Source organism: Streptococcus sp. HMSC066E07 (assembly GCF_001814695.1).
GTDB lineage: Bacteria > Bacillota > Bacilli > Lactobacillales > Streptococcaceae > Streptococcus > Streptococcus hominis.
In genome coordinates this window covers 78464-96646 of the sequence record NZ_KV817412.1, presented here as the reverse complement: position 1 = coordinate 96646, position 18183 = coordinate 78464, and the positions used below count along the sequence as shown (strand labels likewise).

Below are 18183 nucleotides of genomic sequence, written 5' to 3'. Positions count from 1 at the left end.
TCCTGGTCATAAAGACCATTAAATAAAAAGGAGTTTTCATATATCATGAATAAACGTGTAAAAATCGTTGCAACTTTAGGTCCTGCGGTAGAAATCCGTGGTGGTAAAAGATTCGGTGAAGACGGATATTGGGGCGAAAAACTTGACGTTGAAGCATCAGCGCAAAATATCGCTAAATTGATCGAAGCTGGAGCTAACACTTTCCGTTTCAACTTCTCACATGGTGACCACGCAGAGCAAGGTGACCGTATGGCTACTGTTCATCGTGCTGAAGAAATTGCTGGTCAAAAAGTTGGTTACCTTCTTGACACTAAAGGTCCTGAAATCCGTACAGAATTATTTGAAGGCGATGCTAAAGAATATTCTTACAAAACAGGTGAAAAAATCCGTGTTGCAACTAAACAAGGTATCAAATCAACTCGTGAAGTTATCGCATTGAATGTTGCTGGTGCACTTGATATCTATGACGATGTTGAAGTTGGAAAACAAGTTCTTGTTGATGACGGTAAACTTGGTCTTCGCGTTATTGCAAAAGATCCTGCTACACGTGAATTTGAAGTAGAAGTTGAAAACGACGGTATTATCGCTAAACAAAAAGGTGTTAATATTCCAAATACAAAAATTCCTTTCCCAGCACTTGCTGAACGTGACAATGACGATATTCGTTTTGGTCTTGAACAAGGAATCAACTTTATTGCTATTTCATTCGTACGTACTGCAAAAGACGTCAACGAAGTTCGCGCAATCTGTGAAGAAACTGGTAATGGACATGTGAAATTGTTCGCTAAAATCGAAAACCAACAAGGTATCGAAAACTTGGATGAAATCCTTGAAGTAGCGGACGGTATCATGATTGCTCGTGGTGATATGGGTATTGAAGTACCATTTGAAATGGTTCCAGTTTACCAAAAAATGATTATCACAAAAGTCAATGCAGCTGGTAAAATTGCGATCACAGCAACAAACATGCTTGAAACAATGACTGAAAAACCACGTGCGACTCGTTCAGAAGTATCAGACGTATTTAACGCTGTTATTGATGGAACAGATGCGACAATGCTTTCAGGTGAATCTGCAAATGGTAAATACCCACTTGAATCTGTAACAACAATGGCTACAATTGATAAAAACGCTCAAACTCTATTGAACGAGTATGGACGCTTGTCATCAGTTGACTACGCACGTAGTTCTAAAACAGAAGTTGTGGCTTCAGCTGTTAAAGATGCTACAAACTCAATGGACATCAAATTGGTCGTAACAATGACTGAATCAGGAAATACAGCTCGTTTGATTTCTAAGTATCGTCCAGATGCTGATATCTTGGCAATTACATTCGATGAATTGACACAACGTTCATTGATGTTGAACTGGGGTGTTATTCCAGTAGTAACTGAAAAACCTGCATCTACTGATGATATGTTTGAAGTTGCTGAAAAAGTTGCTCTTGAAAGTGGTCTTGTAGAATCTGGCGACAATATTGTGATTGTAGCTGGTGTGCCAGTCGGAACTGGTGGAACAAACACAATGCGTATCCGTACAGTACGGTAATCTATCTCATTCAGAAAAAACTAGTCTATCAATCCAACGATTATCTGATTGATAGGCTTTTTAGTTGCAAATGGGAGCAGAGATAACAGTTGACTTTCCTACCTTTGTTTATTTTCTGAAAACATGATATAATGAGTAGAAGAAGAGGAGAGACTATGGTTAAAAGAGATTTAATTAGGAATGTTATTTTTTTATCTATTGTTGTGGTAATCATTGCTTGTTTGCGAATTTTTATTTTTACACCATACAGGATTACTGTAAAAGATGCGAATCATTTTTTACAAGATAAAGATGTTGTTGTTGCCAATAAAAACGAAGAAATCAAAAGAGATGATTTTGTCTTGTACGAGGTGAAGGGAAAAGAGCATGTCGGACGTGTCATTGGTCTAGGAAATGACTCCGTTGTTTATATGGATGATGTTCTTTACTTAAATAATAAAATCAAGTCAGAAGATTATTTAACGAAGGCTAAGGAAGAATACTTAGCAAAAGCTACTAGTACAGGTTATTTCACTCATGATTTCACCATTCAGACATTAACTAAATCGAATGCAAATAAAATTCCAGCGCAGTCATATCTGATTCTGAATGATAATCGGCAAGATATGGAAGATAGTCGGAAGTTTGGCTTGATTACAGAGAAACAAATTAAAGGAGTTATCTCATTTAGAGTACTCCCGTTTAATCAATTTGGATTTATTAAAACAAAGTAGTTCAACTATTTTGTTTTTTTATTCTTTGGAAAATGAAGTTTTTGCGATATTTAGTAAAAATTTATGGATATATTTGCAAAAAGATGTTGAAAATATAAAAATTTTTGATATAATGATAAATATTTATTTAGGAGGTGTACGCATGAACTATATTTTTGAAGTTTTGCCAAGCTTATTGAATGGCGCATTGGTGACTTTGCAAGTATTTGTTTTAGTCTTAGTTTTATCCATACCACTTGGAATTGTGATTTCCTTTTTAATGCAGATCCACTTTAAGCTGCTTCATTGGCTTATAAATATTTATATTTGGATTATGCGCGGTACACCTCTCTTGCTACAACTGATTTTTATTTATTATGTTTTGCCAAGCATTGGTGTGCGTTTGGATCGGCTTCCAGCGGCTATCATAGCATTCACGCTAAATTATGCTGCTTATTTCGCCGAAATTTTCCGTGGTGGGATTTTATCTATTCCAGCAGGGCAATATGAGGCGGCTAAGGTTTTGAAGTTTACACCATTTCAAACGATACGGTTTATTATTTTACCGCAAGTTGTCAAAGTGGTGCTTCCGAGTGTCTTTAATGAAGTGATGACGTTGGTAAAAGATACATCCCTTGTTTATGCGCTTGGTGTTTCCGACTTAATCTTGGCTAGTCGGACTGCAGCCAATCGTGATGCGAGTTTAGCACCGATGTTTATAGCAGGGGCTATTTACCTTGTCTTGATTGGTCTTGTGACGATTGTATCGAAGCAAGTTGAAAAGAGATATAGTTATTATAAGTAGGAGGCGCTTATGTTAGAATTAAAGAATATTAGCAAACGTTTTGGCGAAAAGCAAATTATTTCCGACTTGAATTTAAAGGTGCCAGAAAAGCAAATCCTTGCCATTGTAGGACCGTCTGGCGGCGGGAAAACGACATTATTGCGGATGTTGGCTGGCTTGGAAACAATTGATTCGGGTGACATTATTTATAATGGAGAAGAGCTGCCCTTGGATGAACTTGAAAAACGTAATTTATTGGGATTTGTGTTTCAAGATTTTCAGCTATTTCCACATTTAACGGTTCTTGAGAATTTAACTTTATCACCCATTAAAACAAAAAATGTCGCAAAAGAGGATGCAGAAAAGAAAGCAATTAGCTTATTGAACCGATTGGGGTTAGCAGAACATGTAAATGCTTATCCTTATTCTTTATCAGGTGGTCAAAAACAACGTGTAGCATTAGCTCGTGCGATGATGATTGACCCAGAAATTATCGGTTATGATGAGCCAACTTCCGCATTGGACCCGGAATTGCGTCTTGAAGTTGAAAAGTTGATTCTTCAGAATCGTGAGCTAGGAATGACGCAAATTGTAGTGACCCATGATTTGCAGTTTGCGGAAAATATCGCAGATACGATTCTTAAAGTTCAGCCTAAATAGGAGGAGAATATGAAGATAAAACGTTATGTTCTTGCGATCTGTGGTTTGATTCTCTTTTTGCTCCTTACAGCTTGTAGCAACGTTAGCAACCCTAAAGTAGATAATTGGTCAAAATACCAACAAAAAAAGAGCATTACTATTGGTTTTGACAATACATTTGTTCCTATGGGATTTGAACAAAAAAATGGTCAATATGTTGGTTTTGATATTGATTTGGCAAATGCTGTCTTTAAAGAATATGGGATAAAAGTGAATTGGCAGCCGATTGATTGGGACATGAAAGAAACTGAGCTCACAAATGGAACGATTGATCTTATCTGGAATGGGTATTCGGCAACTGATGAGCGACGAAAGAAAGTACAGTTCACCATTCCTTATATGAAAAATGAACAAGTACTGGTTACTAAAAAATCATCGAACATTGCAAAAACAGCTGACATGAAGGATAAAATTCTTGGTGCTCAGACGGGTTCTTCGGGTTACGATGAGTTTGAAGCTCATCCGGAGCTTTTGAAGAATCTAGTTAAAAATCATAAAGCTGCTCAATATCAAAGTTTTACAGAGGCGTTGATTGATTTGCAAAATAGCCGGATTGATGGATTGTTGATTGACCGAGTTTATGCCAATTATTATTTAAAAGAAGAGGGGATTTTGCAGGATTATTATGTTTTCCCAGCCGGATTTGATAGTGAATCATTTGCAGTTGGCGCTAGAAAAACGGATAAGCAGCTCGTTGAAAATATAAACCAAGCATTTAAAAAATTATATCAAACAGGTCAATTTCAAAAAATAGCAGACAAGTGGTTTGGTGAGGATATTGTGGCAGATGAAGTCAAAAAATGAGAGAACATCTGATTGTTGCCCCAATCACCCACAGAAGAAGTAAAGACAAAACCCAAAGTTTTCGCTAGGAGTATCATCTTAGTGAGGGCTTGGGGTTTGATGATTTATTGATTGTGAGAAATGAGGGCCAAATTAGTTTGCTTTACTGATAAATTCCTAAAAATTATAGGCTGAGAATACTTTTATCTCAGCCTTATTTTTATAGTAAAACTCCTTATTAGCCTTGTAGGAGCGAGATAAGAAAGTCGATTTCTATGGCATTACGACTGTTGTTCGCTCTCGTTTTTTCGTGTTTCCTGATGGAAAATATTCTGCCACGTTTCGTGACGACGCCAAAGGCTGGTATGAATAATCCCGTCTTCTTCGTAGCAAATTAGTTTGGTTTTTTGGCTGATAGAAGTTAATTGGAAATTTCTGATAGGAGATTGTTTCCCTTTTTCGATTTGAAATTCCTCTTTGTTCATTTGGCAGCCATCCTGAGAAATGTACACAAATTCAGGTGCTAGTAAATCCTCTAATTGGCTTCCCTGATCAACCAATTGCTCTCTCATAAAGAGCTTTCGATAAACATTGTCCAATATTTCATCTTCGGGGATAGGAGCAGGCTCAATGTGGATGTCAATATCAAAGACACCAAAGCGCTCTTTGAGCATATTTTCAACCTGATCGGCAATTTCGTGGCTTTCATAGACAGACAAGTCGGGATTCATTTCTAAAATGAGGTCAAGATAGATGTTGCTACCGTAGGTTCGCCCTCTTTGAGATTTAACACGGGAAATTTTAGGAATTTCTAAAATGGCTTCTTTGTATTCTTTTAAAAGATTTTCATCAAAGCCGTCTGATAGACTAAAAGAAGATTCCATGAAAATTTCATAAGCCGTTTTAAGGATGAAAAAGGTAATGACGATAGCGACCAGTTTATCTACAATCGGGAAATTGAAGGCGCTTGCGATGATTGCAATGGTTGTACCAAGCGAAGTAATAGCATCAGATAAATTGTCTTTGGCAGCTGCGTCGAGTGCTTTAGACTGAGCTTTTTTTGCTAAGGCTTTATTGTAAAAATACACTCCTGTCATGACCAAAGCGGAAATAATCCCGACGATGGCGCCTAAGGGATCGATAGTCGTTTCTTGGTTAGAGATGATTTTTTGAACGGTATCAATTAAAACATCAAATCCGACAAAAAACATGATAAGAGAAGTGATAAGGCTAGCTAAATCTTCAATTTTCCAGTGACCAAATTTGTGGTCCGTGTCAGCTGGCTTGCGTGCCATACGAAGTCCTATTAAAACGGCAATATTAGCAACAATATCTGAAACATTATTAAAACCATCGGCTGTCAAACTGGAGGATTGTAAGACAGATCCGGCAATGATTTTAGCAATGGATAAAACGATATAGGCTAGAATGGCTAAGATAGCACCACGCTCTGCGAGTTTAAGATTCTTTGCTGGATTATTCATGCGTTTTCCTTTCAGAATGTTTATTATAACGCTTTTTAAATGATTTTTCAAACTTTTATGAGGAAGAACTAAAGCAAAGATTTTCTTTTCTAGTTTAGCTTATGAGTGATTTTTGTTATAATAGAATCATTGACTTTGAAAGAGGAAAAAAGATGAATCCCTTATTAACTGGTATGAATGACCGTCAGGCGGAGGCAGTTCAAACAACGGAAGGACCTTTACTGATTATGGCAGGAGCTGGGTCTGGGAAAACCCGTGTTTTAACTCACCGTATTGCTTATTTGATTGATGAAAAGTTAGTCAATCCTTGGAATATCTTAGCGATTACCTTTACCAATAAAGCAGCTCGTGAGATGAAGGAGCGTGCTTACACTCTCAATCCAGCGACAGAGGATTGCTTGATTGCGACTTTTCACTCAATGTGCGTGCAGATTTTGCGTCGGGAAGCTGACCATATCGGCTATAACCGCAATTTTACGATTGTCGATCCTGGCGAGCAGCGAACTTTGATGAAACGAATACTTAAAACGCTCAATTTAGATCCTAAAAAGTGGAATGAACGATCTATTTTAGGGACGATTTCCAATGCGAAAAATGATTTGATTGATGAAGTGGCCTATGCAGCTTTAGCAGGAGACATGTACACAGAGATTGTAGCGAAATGCTATGAAATGTATCAAAAGGAACTCCGCCAGTCGGAGGCGATGGATTTTGATGACTTAATCATGCTGACCTTGCGGCTTTTTGATAAAAATCCAGATGTGTTGACTTATTACCAGCAGCGTTATCAATACATCCATGTGGACGAGTATCAAGATACGAACCACGCTCAGTACCAACTAGTTAAACTGTTAGCTTCACGCTTTAAAAATATTTGTGTGGTTGGAGATGCCGACCAGTCTATTTATGGCTGGCGAGGTGCTGATATGCAGAATATCTTGGACTTTGAAAAGGATTATCCTGAAGCTAAAGTTGTTCTTCTGGAGGAAAATTATCGCTCAACTAAGACCATTCTGCAAGCTGCTAATGATGTTATCAAAAACAACCGCAACCGCCGTCCAAAGAATCTCTGGACACAAAATGCTGATGGTGAAAATATTGTTTATTATCGGGCTAATGATGAGCAAGACGAAGCTCTCTTTGTAGCTAAAACCATTGATGAGCTATCTAGCACATCTGACTATGTCTATCGGGATTTTGCTGTTCTTTATCGAACTAACGCCCAATCTCGGAATATTGAGGAAGCTCTTCTAAAAGCTAATATTCCTTACACTATGGTGGGGGGGACTAAGTTTTATAGTCGTAAGGAAATTCGAGATGTCATCAGCTATCTCAATCTCATCGCTAATACTAGCGACAACATCAGTTTTGAGCGTGTTGTGAATGAGCCTAAACGGGGTGTCGGACCGGGTACAGTGGAGAAAATTCGTAATTTTGCAGCTGGTCAAGAGATGTCTCTTTTGGATGCTTCTTCACAGATTATGCTCTCACCTGTTAAGGGGAAAGCTGCTCAGGCTGTTTTTGACTTTGCCAATCTCATTTTGAATCTGCGCGAGCAATTGGACGAGTTGACCGTGACAGAAGTGGTAGAGCTGGTGCTTGAAAAGACTGGTTACACCGAGCAATTAGTAGCTCAAGCTACGCTGGAAAGTCAGGCTCGGATTGAAAATATCGAAGAATTTCTTTCTGTTACTAAGAATTTTGACGAAAATCCAGAAAATGATACTGAAGAGACTGGTTTAGACAGACTTAGCCGTTTTCTCAATGATTTGGCTTTGATTGCGGATACAGATGATGGCGATCAGGAAAGCTCAGAAGTGACACTTATGACGCTACATGCTGCCAAGGGATTAGAGTTTCCAGTGGTTTTCATTATCGGTATGGAAGAAAATGTCTTCCCACTTAGTCGTGCGGCAGAAGATGAAGATGAGCTAGAGGAAGAGCGCCGATTAGCCTATGTCGGAATTACTCGTGCTGAAAAAGTCTTGTTCCTAACCAATGCAAACTCGCGCCTGCTATACGGAAAAACCAATTACAATCGTCCAACTCGTTTTCTCAATGAAATTAACTCAAGCTTGCTAGATTATCAAGGCTTGGCTCGACCTGCTAATACATCCTTTAAAGCTTCCTATGTGAATGGCAAAGCTGTTCAGTTTGGTCAAGGAATGAGTCTCGCTCAAGCATTGCAGGAACGCAAGCGGCAAGCTGCACCGAGCAGCATTTCCTCGCGCCAGTTGCCATTTGGTAAGAATGTAGCTGCTAATCAGCCGACTATTGATTGGGCTATCGGTGATATTGCTCACCATAAAAAATGGGGGGACGGAACGGTATTGGAAGTGTCAGGCAGTGGCAGTAGCCAAGAATTGAAAATCAATTTCCCAGAGGTTGGATTAAAGAAACTGTTGGCAAGTGTTGCGCCGATTGAGAAGAAGTGAAATCTAAATTTTAAATGGGACTACTGCGATGAAATATTCTATTGAAGCCTGGATTTATGACCCGATTGCTAAGGAAATTTTGCTCTTAAAAGTTAAAACTGAACAACGTTCTTTCTGGCAACCGATTACTGGTGGTATTGAAAGTGATGAAAGTCCTGAAATAGCTTGTATTCGTGAGATTTTTGAAGAAACTGGACTGGAAATCGAGCTAACAAAACTGTTGCAAGTCGGTCATCACACAGTTGTTATTGATGAAGACTTGACCATTTTTAAAACACTTTTTCTTGTGGAAACAAAGCAAAAAGATATTCATATTTCTGATGAGCACATTGATTTTATGTGGACAGAAGTTAAAAAGGTGCCTGATATATTGTACTGGCAGAGCAATCAAGAGACTTTTCAAAAGATTTTAGAGAAATTGAGATAAGGTGTTCATGGAAAGGCACGGTCTATGACAGAGAGTAGATTATTTAGAATAGTGTATGTTCTTTTAGAAAGAGATAATGTTACAGCGAAGGAGCTGGCAGAACAATTTGAAGTATCTGTTAGAACGATTTATCGAGATGTTGACCGACTTAGCAGTGCGGGCATTCCAATCTACACCATGCAAGGCAGAGATGGAGGCATTCGACTGACGGAGGATTTTGTACTAAATAGTTCTTTGCTTAATCAATCAGAAAAAGAGCAACTGTTGGTTGCTTTACAAGGATTAGGGGTTACGGGTCTTCTGCATGAAAACGAGCTTTTGACCAAACTATCGGCTTTATTTAAATTGAACCAACCAAACTGGATAGAAGTAGATTTTACCAGCTGGTCCAATAGCAAGAAATATGAAGAGCTATTTCAGAATTTGAAAAATGCAATCATCAGTAAGCAAGTGATTTCCTTTTCGTATGTTAGCAACAAAGAAGAGTGTACCCAGCGTCAAGTAAAACCAGTTCGCCTGCTTTTTAAAGGATAATCATGGTATCTTCATGCATTTTGCTTAGTACGAAATGATTTTCGTTATTTTAAACTTTCTCGCATAAGCGAGCTAAAGCTTTTACCACAACATTTTGCAGATAACTTTGACAATGTGAGCTTGGAAAAAGAAGCGCGATTAGAAGAGGTCGTACGAGTCAAGCTGAAATTTAATAAAAAAGCTGCTTTCAGAGTATATGATGAACTGGATTGTCCAGTCAAATAAGATGAGCAAGGAAACTTGTACGCAGAGATAGAAATTCCGAATGACTATAGTCTGTACTGCTATATTCTTTCTTTTGGAGACAATGTGGAAGTGCTGGAGCCAACAAAGATTCGTGAGCAAATAACAGAAATGATTGAACGTATGGCACAAAAATATAAAAACTGATAGCAGTGTCTATTTTTTCAAGCTACATTTGACTTTATTTCCAACCTCGAAAGGTTCCCCAAACCTTTCGAGCTGTGTGGAGGTGGGATAGAAATCAGGTTTCTACGAAACTACTGATTTCTGTCTCACTTTTTTATTTTTGTTTGACATTAGAATTGTCAGAATTTATAATATAAGTATAAATTAAATGACAGCATTGTCAGCATATCATGAATTGTTTGACTAGGGTTCTTTATTCGTTTTTTAGGAGAAAGAAGGGATTTGTATGAAGAAAAAGTCGGTTGTATCTTGGATACTGGAATTTGTCTCTCTTCACAAATTTTATTTTATTGTTAGTCTTGTTTTTGCCTTTTTATCTGTTTTGTGTGGATTTTTGCCTTATTTTTTTGTGGGTAATATCATCAATCAGCTTTTACAAGGCAATCGAGATTGGAATTTTTATGTCCTTCAGTCCATTTGGATAGGACTGGCATGGATAGCACATTGGGGATTTCACGGGATTTCGACACTCTTGTCTCACACAGCAACTTTTAAGATTTTAGCAGAAATGCGCTATCGTTTGACAGAGAAATTGGCCAAATTGCCTCTGGGAACGGTTTTAAGTCAATCTTCTGGAACTTACAAAAATATCATTGTTGAGCGAGTGGATGCCACAGAAGTAACCTTGGCGCACTTAATTCCTGAGTTTACATCTGGGCTATTTGGTCCCTTTATTATCTTAATTGCCATGTTGGTGATTGATTGGCGCCTAACTTTGCTTTCGCTACTGACAATCCCGATTGTTATCTTAGCTTATGGGAATATGCTACGCAAGAGCGAAGGTGATTTTGAAAATACAGTAGAGAAAACGAAGAAGCTCAATGATACAGCAGTAGAATACATCAATGGGATTGAAGTCATCAAGGTTTTTGGAAAAGAGAAATTTTCTTACGATAAATTTGTCAAGGCTGTCAAAGAAGGAGCTGATTGCTTTATTGAATGGATGCGCAAGTGCGTAGTTGAAATGGGCATTGTTACAGCTTTCTTACCGTCCGGCTTGCTTTTCTTACTCCCTTTTGGAACTCTCTTTTACCTTCAAGGTAGCCTAACAGCTAGCAACTTTATTTTACTGATCATTCTGTCTCTTAGTCTTTTGACGCCGTTTATTTTAGTGGCTTCCTATATGGATGATCTACGGAAAATTGCGACAATCTTTGGTGAAGTGATTGCTATTTTGGAAAAGCCTGATTTGCCTCGTCCGACAGAATTAACGGACATTCCAAAGGGAACAGAACTTCAAATGACAGATGTTAGCTTTGGTTATTCAGATGAGGAAGAAGTATTGCATAGTATTTCCTTAACGATTGAGCCTGATACAGTAACTGCTCTTGTCGGTCCTTCTGGCTCAGGGAAATCTACGATTGCTAAACTTCTAGCTTCTTTCTGGGATGTTAGTTCTGGTAGTATTACCTTTGGTGGCGTGGACATTCGAAACCTACCTCTTGATTATTACAGTCGTCAGATTGCCTATGTCACACAGGATAATTACCTTTTTGATGAAACGATTATGGAAAATATTCGTATGGGGAATTCTGCTGCTTCAGACGAAGACGTGATAGAGATTGCTCGCAAGTGTGGCTGCTATGATTTCATTATGAAGTTGGAAAATGGGTTTGAAACGCGCGTTGGTACTGGCGGCGGTCATTTATCTGGCGGAGAACGGCAACGGATTGCAATTGCACGAGCTATGCTGAAAGACGCACCGGTTATTATTTTGGATGAGGCAACGGCTTATACCGATCCTGAAAATGAAGCTCTTATTCAGTCTAGTTTAGCTCGTTTGATAGAAGGTCGTACGCTTTTGGTCATTGCTCACCGTCTTTCAACGATTGCAAGTGCAGATCAGATTGTCGTAGTTAATGACGGACGTATTGAGGCAAAAGGAAAACATGCAGATTTGCAGAAGACTTGTCCGCTTTATGCTTCTATGTGGCAAGCTCATATAGCAGTAAAAGATAGCGATAAAATGACGGAAGGAGGATTGGCAGATGCTTAGTACATTGAAAAAATTCTTTGATTTTTGTACGGAAGAAGATCGTAAGAAATTCTACACTTCTGTTTGTTTAGGGCTTCTAAAAGCCTTTATCGTTGCTTTTCGGATTCCAGCTATTGGGTTGGTTGTTATGGCTATCATTCATGATACTGTTTCTATGCAGACTGTATGGCTCTCTCTCGGAATTATGCTCTTGTCTGTTATTCTTAACATTTTGATTAGCTTGAAAATTACAATGTTGCAGACAGAAGCGGGCTATCATACATGTACTCATAAGCGGATTGAAATTGCTGAACACATGCGCTACCTGCCAATGGGGTATTTCAATCAAAATAGTCTGGGACAAATCACCAGCGTCACAACCAATACGCTTGAAAGTCTAGCAGATGTTGCTACTCGAGTTGTTATGATGACGCTGGAAGGATTCCTAACAGCAGGAACTATTACGGTTTTTGTATTTATCTACGATTGGAGAATTGGTTTAATCTTGTTGGTAGGATTGATACTGTTTCTCTTGCCAAATGGATTGATGCGTTGGCAAGCTGGAAATGTGTCAGAAGCTAAACAACAAGCTGATACAGATTTGGTAGCAGTTGTGCTAGAATACAGTCAAGGGATAGCGGAAGTAAAGAACTATAATATTGTTCAATCATCGGCTAAAAAACTATCGCGTGCTATTGAGAATAAAAGGCATTTAGATACAAAGCTGACTTGGGTTACCTCGCCTTATATCGCTCTGCAAGGGATGATTACCAAGCTGACTGGAACGATTATGGGGCTGTTCTCCATTTACTTTTACCTGCAAGGAAGTATGAGTCTTTTGATTTGTATCATGATGCTCATCAGTGCTTTTATGATTTACGAAAGTCTGGACGGAGTTGGTAGTTTTTCTTCTCTTCTTCGCATTGTTGATTTATCGGTTGATATGGTCAATAAAGTTTTGTCCATTAAACCAATGGATATTAGCGGAAAAGATTTGCAGCCAAAAACCAGCAATATCAAGCTGGATCATGTCAGTTTCTCCTATGAAAGTAAGAAAATTATTGATGATGTATCGTTGGATATTCCAGAAAAGACAACGACAGCTCTGGTAGGGCCTTCTGGTTCTGGAAAGACAACTCTTTGCAATCTCATTGCCCGTTTCTGGGATGTAGAGAGTGGCAGCATCAGCTTAGATGGTCATGATGTAAAAGAATACAGCTATGACAGCCTTATTCGTAATTTCAGCTTTGTTTTTCAAACGGTTTATCTGTTTGAAGATACCATTGAAAATAACATTAAATTTGGAAAACCAGATGCCAGTCATGAAGAAGTTGTAGCTGCTGCGAAAAAAGCTGCTTGTCATGACTTTATCCTGTCTTTGCCAGAGGGTTATCAGACCAAGATTGGTGAAGGCGGAGCCAGTCTCTCTGGTGGAGAACGGCAGCGGATTTCCATTGCTCGTGCCATTATCAAGGACGCTCCAATTATTATTTTGGACGAAGCAACTGCTAATGTCGACCCAGAAAATGAAGAAGCGCTTATGCAAGCCATTCATTCTTTAACAAAGAATAAAACCATTATTATGATTGCTCATCGGCTAAAAACAGTAGAGCATGCCGATCAAATTATTGTTCTTAATCAAGGTCGTATAGTTGAGCAAGGCAAGCACCAAGAATTGCTTGCCAAACGAGGTTTATATAGCCGATTTATTCAGGAAAGACGCAGTGCTGCCAGCTGGCGGATACAGGCTTAATTTACAAACAAAAAGATTGTTGTTCATGTGCAACGGTCTTTTTATATTTAAGCTGTTAATTTAAAATAACCATAAGAAATGGTATAATAAGATGTTATAGAGAACAATCAATGAAGAGGTATCCATGAACGAAATCAAATGCCCCAACTGCGGGGAAGTTTTTACAGTTAATGATAGCCAGTACAGTGAGCTTTTGTCGCAGGTTCGAACTGCAGAGTTTGACAAGGAGATTCATGCTCGGATTGAGCAGGCGTTAGCTCTGGAAAAACAAAAGGCACAGAATGAGCAACAGCAGGTCTTAAGTCAGAAAGAGTCTGAAATCCAGGAACTCAAGGCGACTATTTCCAATTTTGAATCACAAAAGGAGCTGATAAAAAAGGATACGGAGCAGGCTCTGTCTGAAAAACTCATCAATAAAGACAAGGAGTTGCTGGGCTTGCGGTCGCAACTGGATCGTATGAAGCTGGAACACCAAAATGAGCTGCAAGCTTCGTTGACAAATATTGAAAAAGAACGCGACCAAATCCAAAATCAGCTTTTATTGCAAGAGAAAGAAAATGAATTATCCCTTGCATCTGTTAAACAAAATTACGAAGCTCAGCTAAAGGCGGCCAATGAACAAGTAGAATTTTACAAGAACTTTAAAGCACAACAATCTACTAAAGCGATTGGAGAGAGTTTAGAGCATTACGCTGAAAGCGAATTTAACAAGGTTCGCAGTTTTGCCTTTCCAAATGCTTACTTTGAGAAAGATAATCAGGTTTCTGCACGAGGCTCCAAAGGGGATTTCATTTTTCGTGAGGAAGATGAAAACGGAGTAGAAATCATTTCTATTATGTTTGAGATGAAAAATGAAGCAGATGGTACTGAGAAAAAGCATAAAAACGCTGATTTTTACAAAGAATTGGACAAGGACCGCAGGGAAAAGAAATGTGAGTATGCTGTTTTGGTGAGTATGCTGGAAGCAGACAATGACTATTTCAACACTGGCATTGTTGATGTTAGCCATGAGTATGAAAAAATGTATGTGGTTCGTCCTCAATTTTTTATCCAGCTCATTGGACTTTTACGCAATGCAGCGCTCAATTCTCTTAAATACAAGCAGGAGTTGGCTCTGGTTCGGGAGCAAAATATTGACATTACTCACTTTGAGGATGATTTAGAAACCTTTAAAGTAGCGTTTGCGAAGAATTACAACTCAGCTTCTAAGAATTTCAATAAGGCAATCGAAGAGATTGACAAAGCTATTAAGCGAATGGAAGCAGTTAAACAGGCGCTTCAGACATCAGATAATCAACTGCGCTTGGCCAACAACAAACTTGATGACGTGTCTGTCAAAAAATTAACCCGTAAAAATCCAACCATGAAAGCTAAATTTGAAGCTTTGAAGGAGTAGATTTATAAAAATTATGAAAGATAATGATACTGAATATAAAAAATTGGTAAAAGATTTAGGTGAAGCAATAAGACAACAAAAATTAGTTATTTTTGTTGGCGCAGGAGTCTCTATTTCTCAAGGGTATCCGAACTGGAATAATTATATTGAACATCTTATTAAATACTGGCAAGGGCAGATTTTGGCTGAAAGTAGCGAGAAAAATCTTGGTAGAGAGCATCATTTGATTTTTGATTTAATTAGTAAATCTGATATTAGCAATAAACGCAAAGTTGATCTAGTTAACTATGAATTAAAAAAAGTTTTTGGTGAAGATTTTGAAAAAAGGCGATTAGATTTTGAAAGAGGATATTTCAAAAATCTGCTTCCTTATTCAATGGTTAATCCAATATTAGAATCTTTAGCAAGTTTAGATGCAATATTTATAACTTCAAATTATGATTATGAAATTGAAAATCATACTAAACGTTTAAAGAATACTGTAGTAACAATCAATGATTTAAACGAATTTCAGTATAAGAAAAATGGTAAGTTACAATTTGGAGACGTTCTGCACATTCATGGTACTCCTGATTGTGATGTAGACTACTTTGTTAGTTCGTCAGCAGATTATTCAAAAACATATTTGAAGGCTAGGGAAAACTTTGATAGTTTAGTAAAATGGTTTAAAAATACAAAACCAACTGTACTATTTATTGGTGCTGGACTTGAAGAGGATGAAATCTTATCATTGCTTCATGAGGGGAGTAAAAATTATGCATTAATGAAGTCAGAAAATACAGGCAATTCAAAAGTTGATGAACGCTATAAAAACATTGTTGAAGAATTTTTTAATTTTGAAAATCATACTCAGATTATATGGTTTGGAGATAAATTTGAGGATTTACCGATTTTTATAGAGAAATTGGTTTCAGATATAAATGAAGAACTGGGAGTGCATGAATTTCATAGTGAGTGGAATAAACTTTTAAATCCTTCGAGAGAACAAAAGAAATACAATCAATCGTTGGATAATATTTCTACTGATTCTCATTATCTATTTTCTCTTATCAATAAAGTTATTGAAATTAATAATAATGATCTAAACAATTTATTATTAAAAGGTATTCTCCAAGGAGAAACGCTGAAGAAAATCAAAACTAATTCATTTCCAGTATTTTGGAAATTTATTGCTAAAAGCACCGAAAAGCTAACTGCTAATGAATGGAAAACAATTTATGGCATCCTTATCCAAGGAAATCAAAGATATTTCATGGATGATATGTACGAGGTCTATCTTCAGGTGATAGAACAAAAAATATTTTCCAATGAAGAAGTAAATGAACTCAGAAAAATTTTAGCAAGAGATAGAGATGTTATTAATTCTAGTTTCAATCAAGATAGGACACTACTAGGTTACTGGTTTGTAAATACTTTTGAATATAGCGATGTCTATTTATATACAGAAGATGATCAGGAAATAGAAGTTAATTTAAATTCAGATTGTGTTAAAAAATTGAATCAAATACTAAGTTCTTCTCAGCATTTTAACTATTATTCAATAACTGAACTTTTAAAAGAAGGTAATAATATTAAGTTATTTTATGACCTTTTGAAATCTAGGAGATTGCTGATTGAAGGAAAAGATTTTATAGAAAGTGTTTCTGAGGAACTGTTAAAGAATCGGTTGGTTCAAAAAATATTAGTTCGAATTGATTACGAGACTGATTTGAACCTAGATTTAGTAAATAAATTAATAGATTCTATTAATTTTTCTGACATTCACTTTGGAGAAGAATTAAATACATTTGTTGAGAAACGCAGAAGTATTATTGAGTCTAAAAATATAGAAATGCCAGAAAAGCTTTATCGAAACATGATATCCCCAATGGAAGGAGGCTTTGTTTCACAGTTTTCATTTTTAACTCAAGAAGACATTGCAGAGTATGATGAACCTAAATTGTTAGATATTTTAGTAAATACAACGGATAGAGAAAGACGTGCGTCATTCTTAGAAGAAGAAACTGTTTTTGAAACTGAAAACTTCTTAATGAGTATCTTAAAAGCTTCAAATGAATTATCTGAAAAAATTTCTAAATTGTTGGAAAATCATGTTGAAGATTTGTATATAAAGTATAAGCGGCTTTATGTAGAGATTGCTATTTCACCGGAAATCTCGAATGAGCTAAGAAATGCAATCAAAAGAGAATGTTTAGAACGATTTGAAAAAGAATCGTTTAATAGTAATGATGAAAAATTCTTTAATTACTTTGTAACTCAGAAAAATAATGAAAAAACGATTTTTAAAAAATTACTTACTGTTGACCCAAATAAACTATCAACTTTGAGAGATGATAGCGGGCATCTAGATATGCTTCATTTTATAAATAGTGAACTGGGATCATACTTGCAATGTTTGGTATCCCTAATTGTTAATCATTCAGAATATAGTCCTAAAATTATTCAGAAAGTCGATGAGCTTGAAGATTCAAGTTATAAAGAAATTGCACAAGGCGTCCTTATCAGTGAGTACGACGTTAAAGAAATTGATGTAACATACCATACTTTTTTAGGGTATGCATATTATCATTCCACAGTGACCTCAGAAGCTGCTGAAATTTTTACAGATGTTATTAAAAAACTTCTAAAAGAAAAAATTGAAGATAATCAAATTCTAAATAAAGTCTATATGATTGCTTTGGAGTGCATCGACCCAATCAAAGAGCATCTTGAATTATCAAAGAATAATTATGGCATTATGATCAACACTATCTTTATGGAGAAATATGAATTTAAATATTATAAACAGTGGTTACAAGAATTATTTAGACATGATTCAACAGTAAACTATTTAGAAACAATTTCTAATTTGTTGTACCGAGATAACGTTAATAAAGATAGATTAATTCAGTTTATTATGGAATTCAAAAATTTTGTATCAAGCTATAAATTTAAACTGTCTTTGCATAGAATAAAATATAAGTTGAATCAAGAAGACATGGGAGATTTCCCTCTGATAAAAAGTTATTTTTTGTTGCTATTAGAGAATAATAAGTTAGAGAATGATTTATATTATTTAGAAACGATAAAAGGCATATTCCCTTTATTGTCTTCAAAAGAAAGAATGAATGTATTACAAAATATTAGAGAACAAAAAAATTGTACACCTCTTGAAATTGAAGAAATTCAAAAAATAATTAACAATTTGAACTCATGAGTATATCTTTGAAACCAAAAAATACTTGGTGTATTTAAGAGAAAACTG

Annotated in this window: 12 protein-coding genes and 1 pseudogene; 12 read left to right on the top strand and 1 reads right to left on the bottom strand. The window is 36.7% G+C overall.

The features are described 5' to 3' along the window. Positions 1–45: 45 nt before the first annotated feature. The 5 genes from pyk to HMPREF2984_RS00880 all read left to right on the top strand — a co-directional run bounded on the left by pyk (position 46) and on the right by HMPREF2984_RS00880 (position 4527). Positions 46–1548, top strand: a complete 1503-nt coding sequence (gene pyk, locus HMPREF2984_RS00900) for a pyruvate kinase (protein ID WP_003024114.1) — start codon at positions 46–48, stop codon at positions 1546–1548. Between the two features lie 155 nt (positions 1549–1703). Next, on the top strand, positions 1704–2261 hold the full coding sequence (gene lepB, locus HMPREF2984_RS00895; RefSeq protein WP_003042836.1) for a signal peptidase I: 558 nt from the start codon (positions 1704–1706) through the stop codon (positions 2259–2261). Positions 2262–2403: 142 nt separating this feature from the next. Next, positions 2404–3045 carry an amino acid ABC transporter permease gene (locus HMPREF2984_RS00890; protein WP_049533853.1) on the top strand — a complete coding sequence of 214 codons (642 nt, stop codon included), beginning with the start codon at positions 2404–2406 and terminating at the stop codon, positions 3043–3045. A gap of 9 nt (positions 3046–3054) precedes the next feature. After that, positions 3055–3684 (top strand): amino acid ABC transporter ATP-binding protein, encoded by a 630-nt coding sequence (locus tag HMPREF2984_RS00885; RefSeq protein ID WP_003029281.1) that lies wholly within the window; start codon positions 3055–3057, stop codon positions 3682–3684. Positions 3685–3693: 9 nt separating this feature from the next. Continuing rightward, complete coding sequence (locus HMPREF2984_RS00880) at positions 3694–4527, top strand: amino acid ABC transporter substrate-binding protein (protein WP_003029282.1); 834 nt, start codon at positions 3694–3696, stop codon at positions 4525–4527. 260 nt (positions 4528–4787) lie between these two features. Here HMPREF2984_RS00880 and HMPREF2984_RS00875 read toward each other — a convergent pair whose 3' ends face one another. After that, complete coding sequence (locus tag HMPREF2984_RS00875; protein ID WP_022525000.1) at positions 4788–5990, bottom strand: cation diffusion facilitator family transporter; 1203 nt, start codon at positions 5988–5990, stop codon at positions 4788–4790. A 152-nt stretch (positions 5991–6142) separates the two neighbouring features. On the opposite strand from HMPREF2984_RS00875, the gene pcrA reads away from it, so the two are divergent. The 7 genes and pseudogenes from pcrA (at position 6143) to HMPREF2984_RS00840 (ending at position 18135) form a co-directional block, all read left to right on the top strand. Next, a complete protein-coding gene (pcrA, locus tag HMPREF2984_RS00870) occupies positions 6143–8425 on the top strand; it encodes a DNA helicase PcrA (protein ID WP_049533733.1) in 2283 nt (760 codons plus the stop codon). Positions 8426–8453: 28 nt separating this feature from the next. Then, a complete protein-coding gene (locus HMPREF2984_RS00865; protein WP_059220819.1) occupies positions 8454–8852 on the top strand; it encodes an NUDIX hydrolase in 399 nt (132 codons plus the stop codon). Between the two features lie 24 nt (positions 8853–8876). Further along, a pseudogene (locus HMPREF2984_RS00860) lies at positions 8877–9776 on the top strand (helix-turn-helix transcriptional regulator). Between the two features lie 265 nt (positions 9777–10041). After that, a complete protein-coding gene (locus HMPREF2984_RS00855; RefSeq protein ID WP_049533736.1) occupies positions 10042–11811 on the top strand; it encodes an ABC transporter ATP-binding protein in 1770 nt (589 codons plus the stop codon). Continuing rightward, entirely contained in the window at positions 11804–13543 is a 1740-nt protein-coding gene (locus HMPREF2984_RS00850; RefSeq protein ID WP_003043032.1) for an ABC transporter ATP-binding protein, read from the top strand. The genes HMPREF2984_RS00855 and HMPREF2984_RS00850 overlap by 8 nt, the downstream gene beginning before the upstream one ends. 124 nt (positions 13544–13667) lie before the next feature. Then, a complete protein-coding gene (locus HMPREF2984_RS00845; RefSeq protein WP_059220814.1) occupies positions 13668–14939 on the top strand; it encodes a DUF2130 domain-containing protein in 1272 nt (423 codons plus the stop codon). A 13-nt stretch (positions 14940–14952) separates the two neighbouring features. Then, complete coding sequence (locus HMPREF2984_RS00840; RefSeq protein ID WP_003042869.1) at positions 14953–18135, top strand: SIR2 family protein; 3183 nt, start codon at positions 14953–14955, stop codon at positions 18133–18135. Positions 18136–18183: the final 48 nt, after the last annotated feature.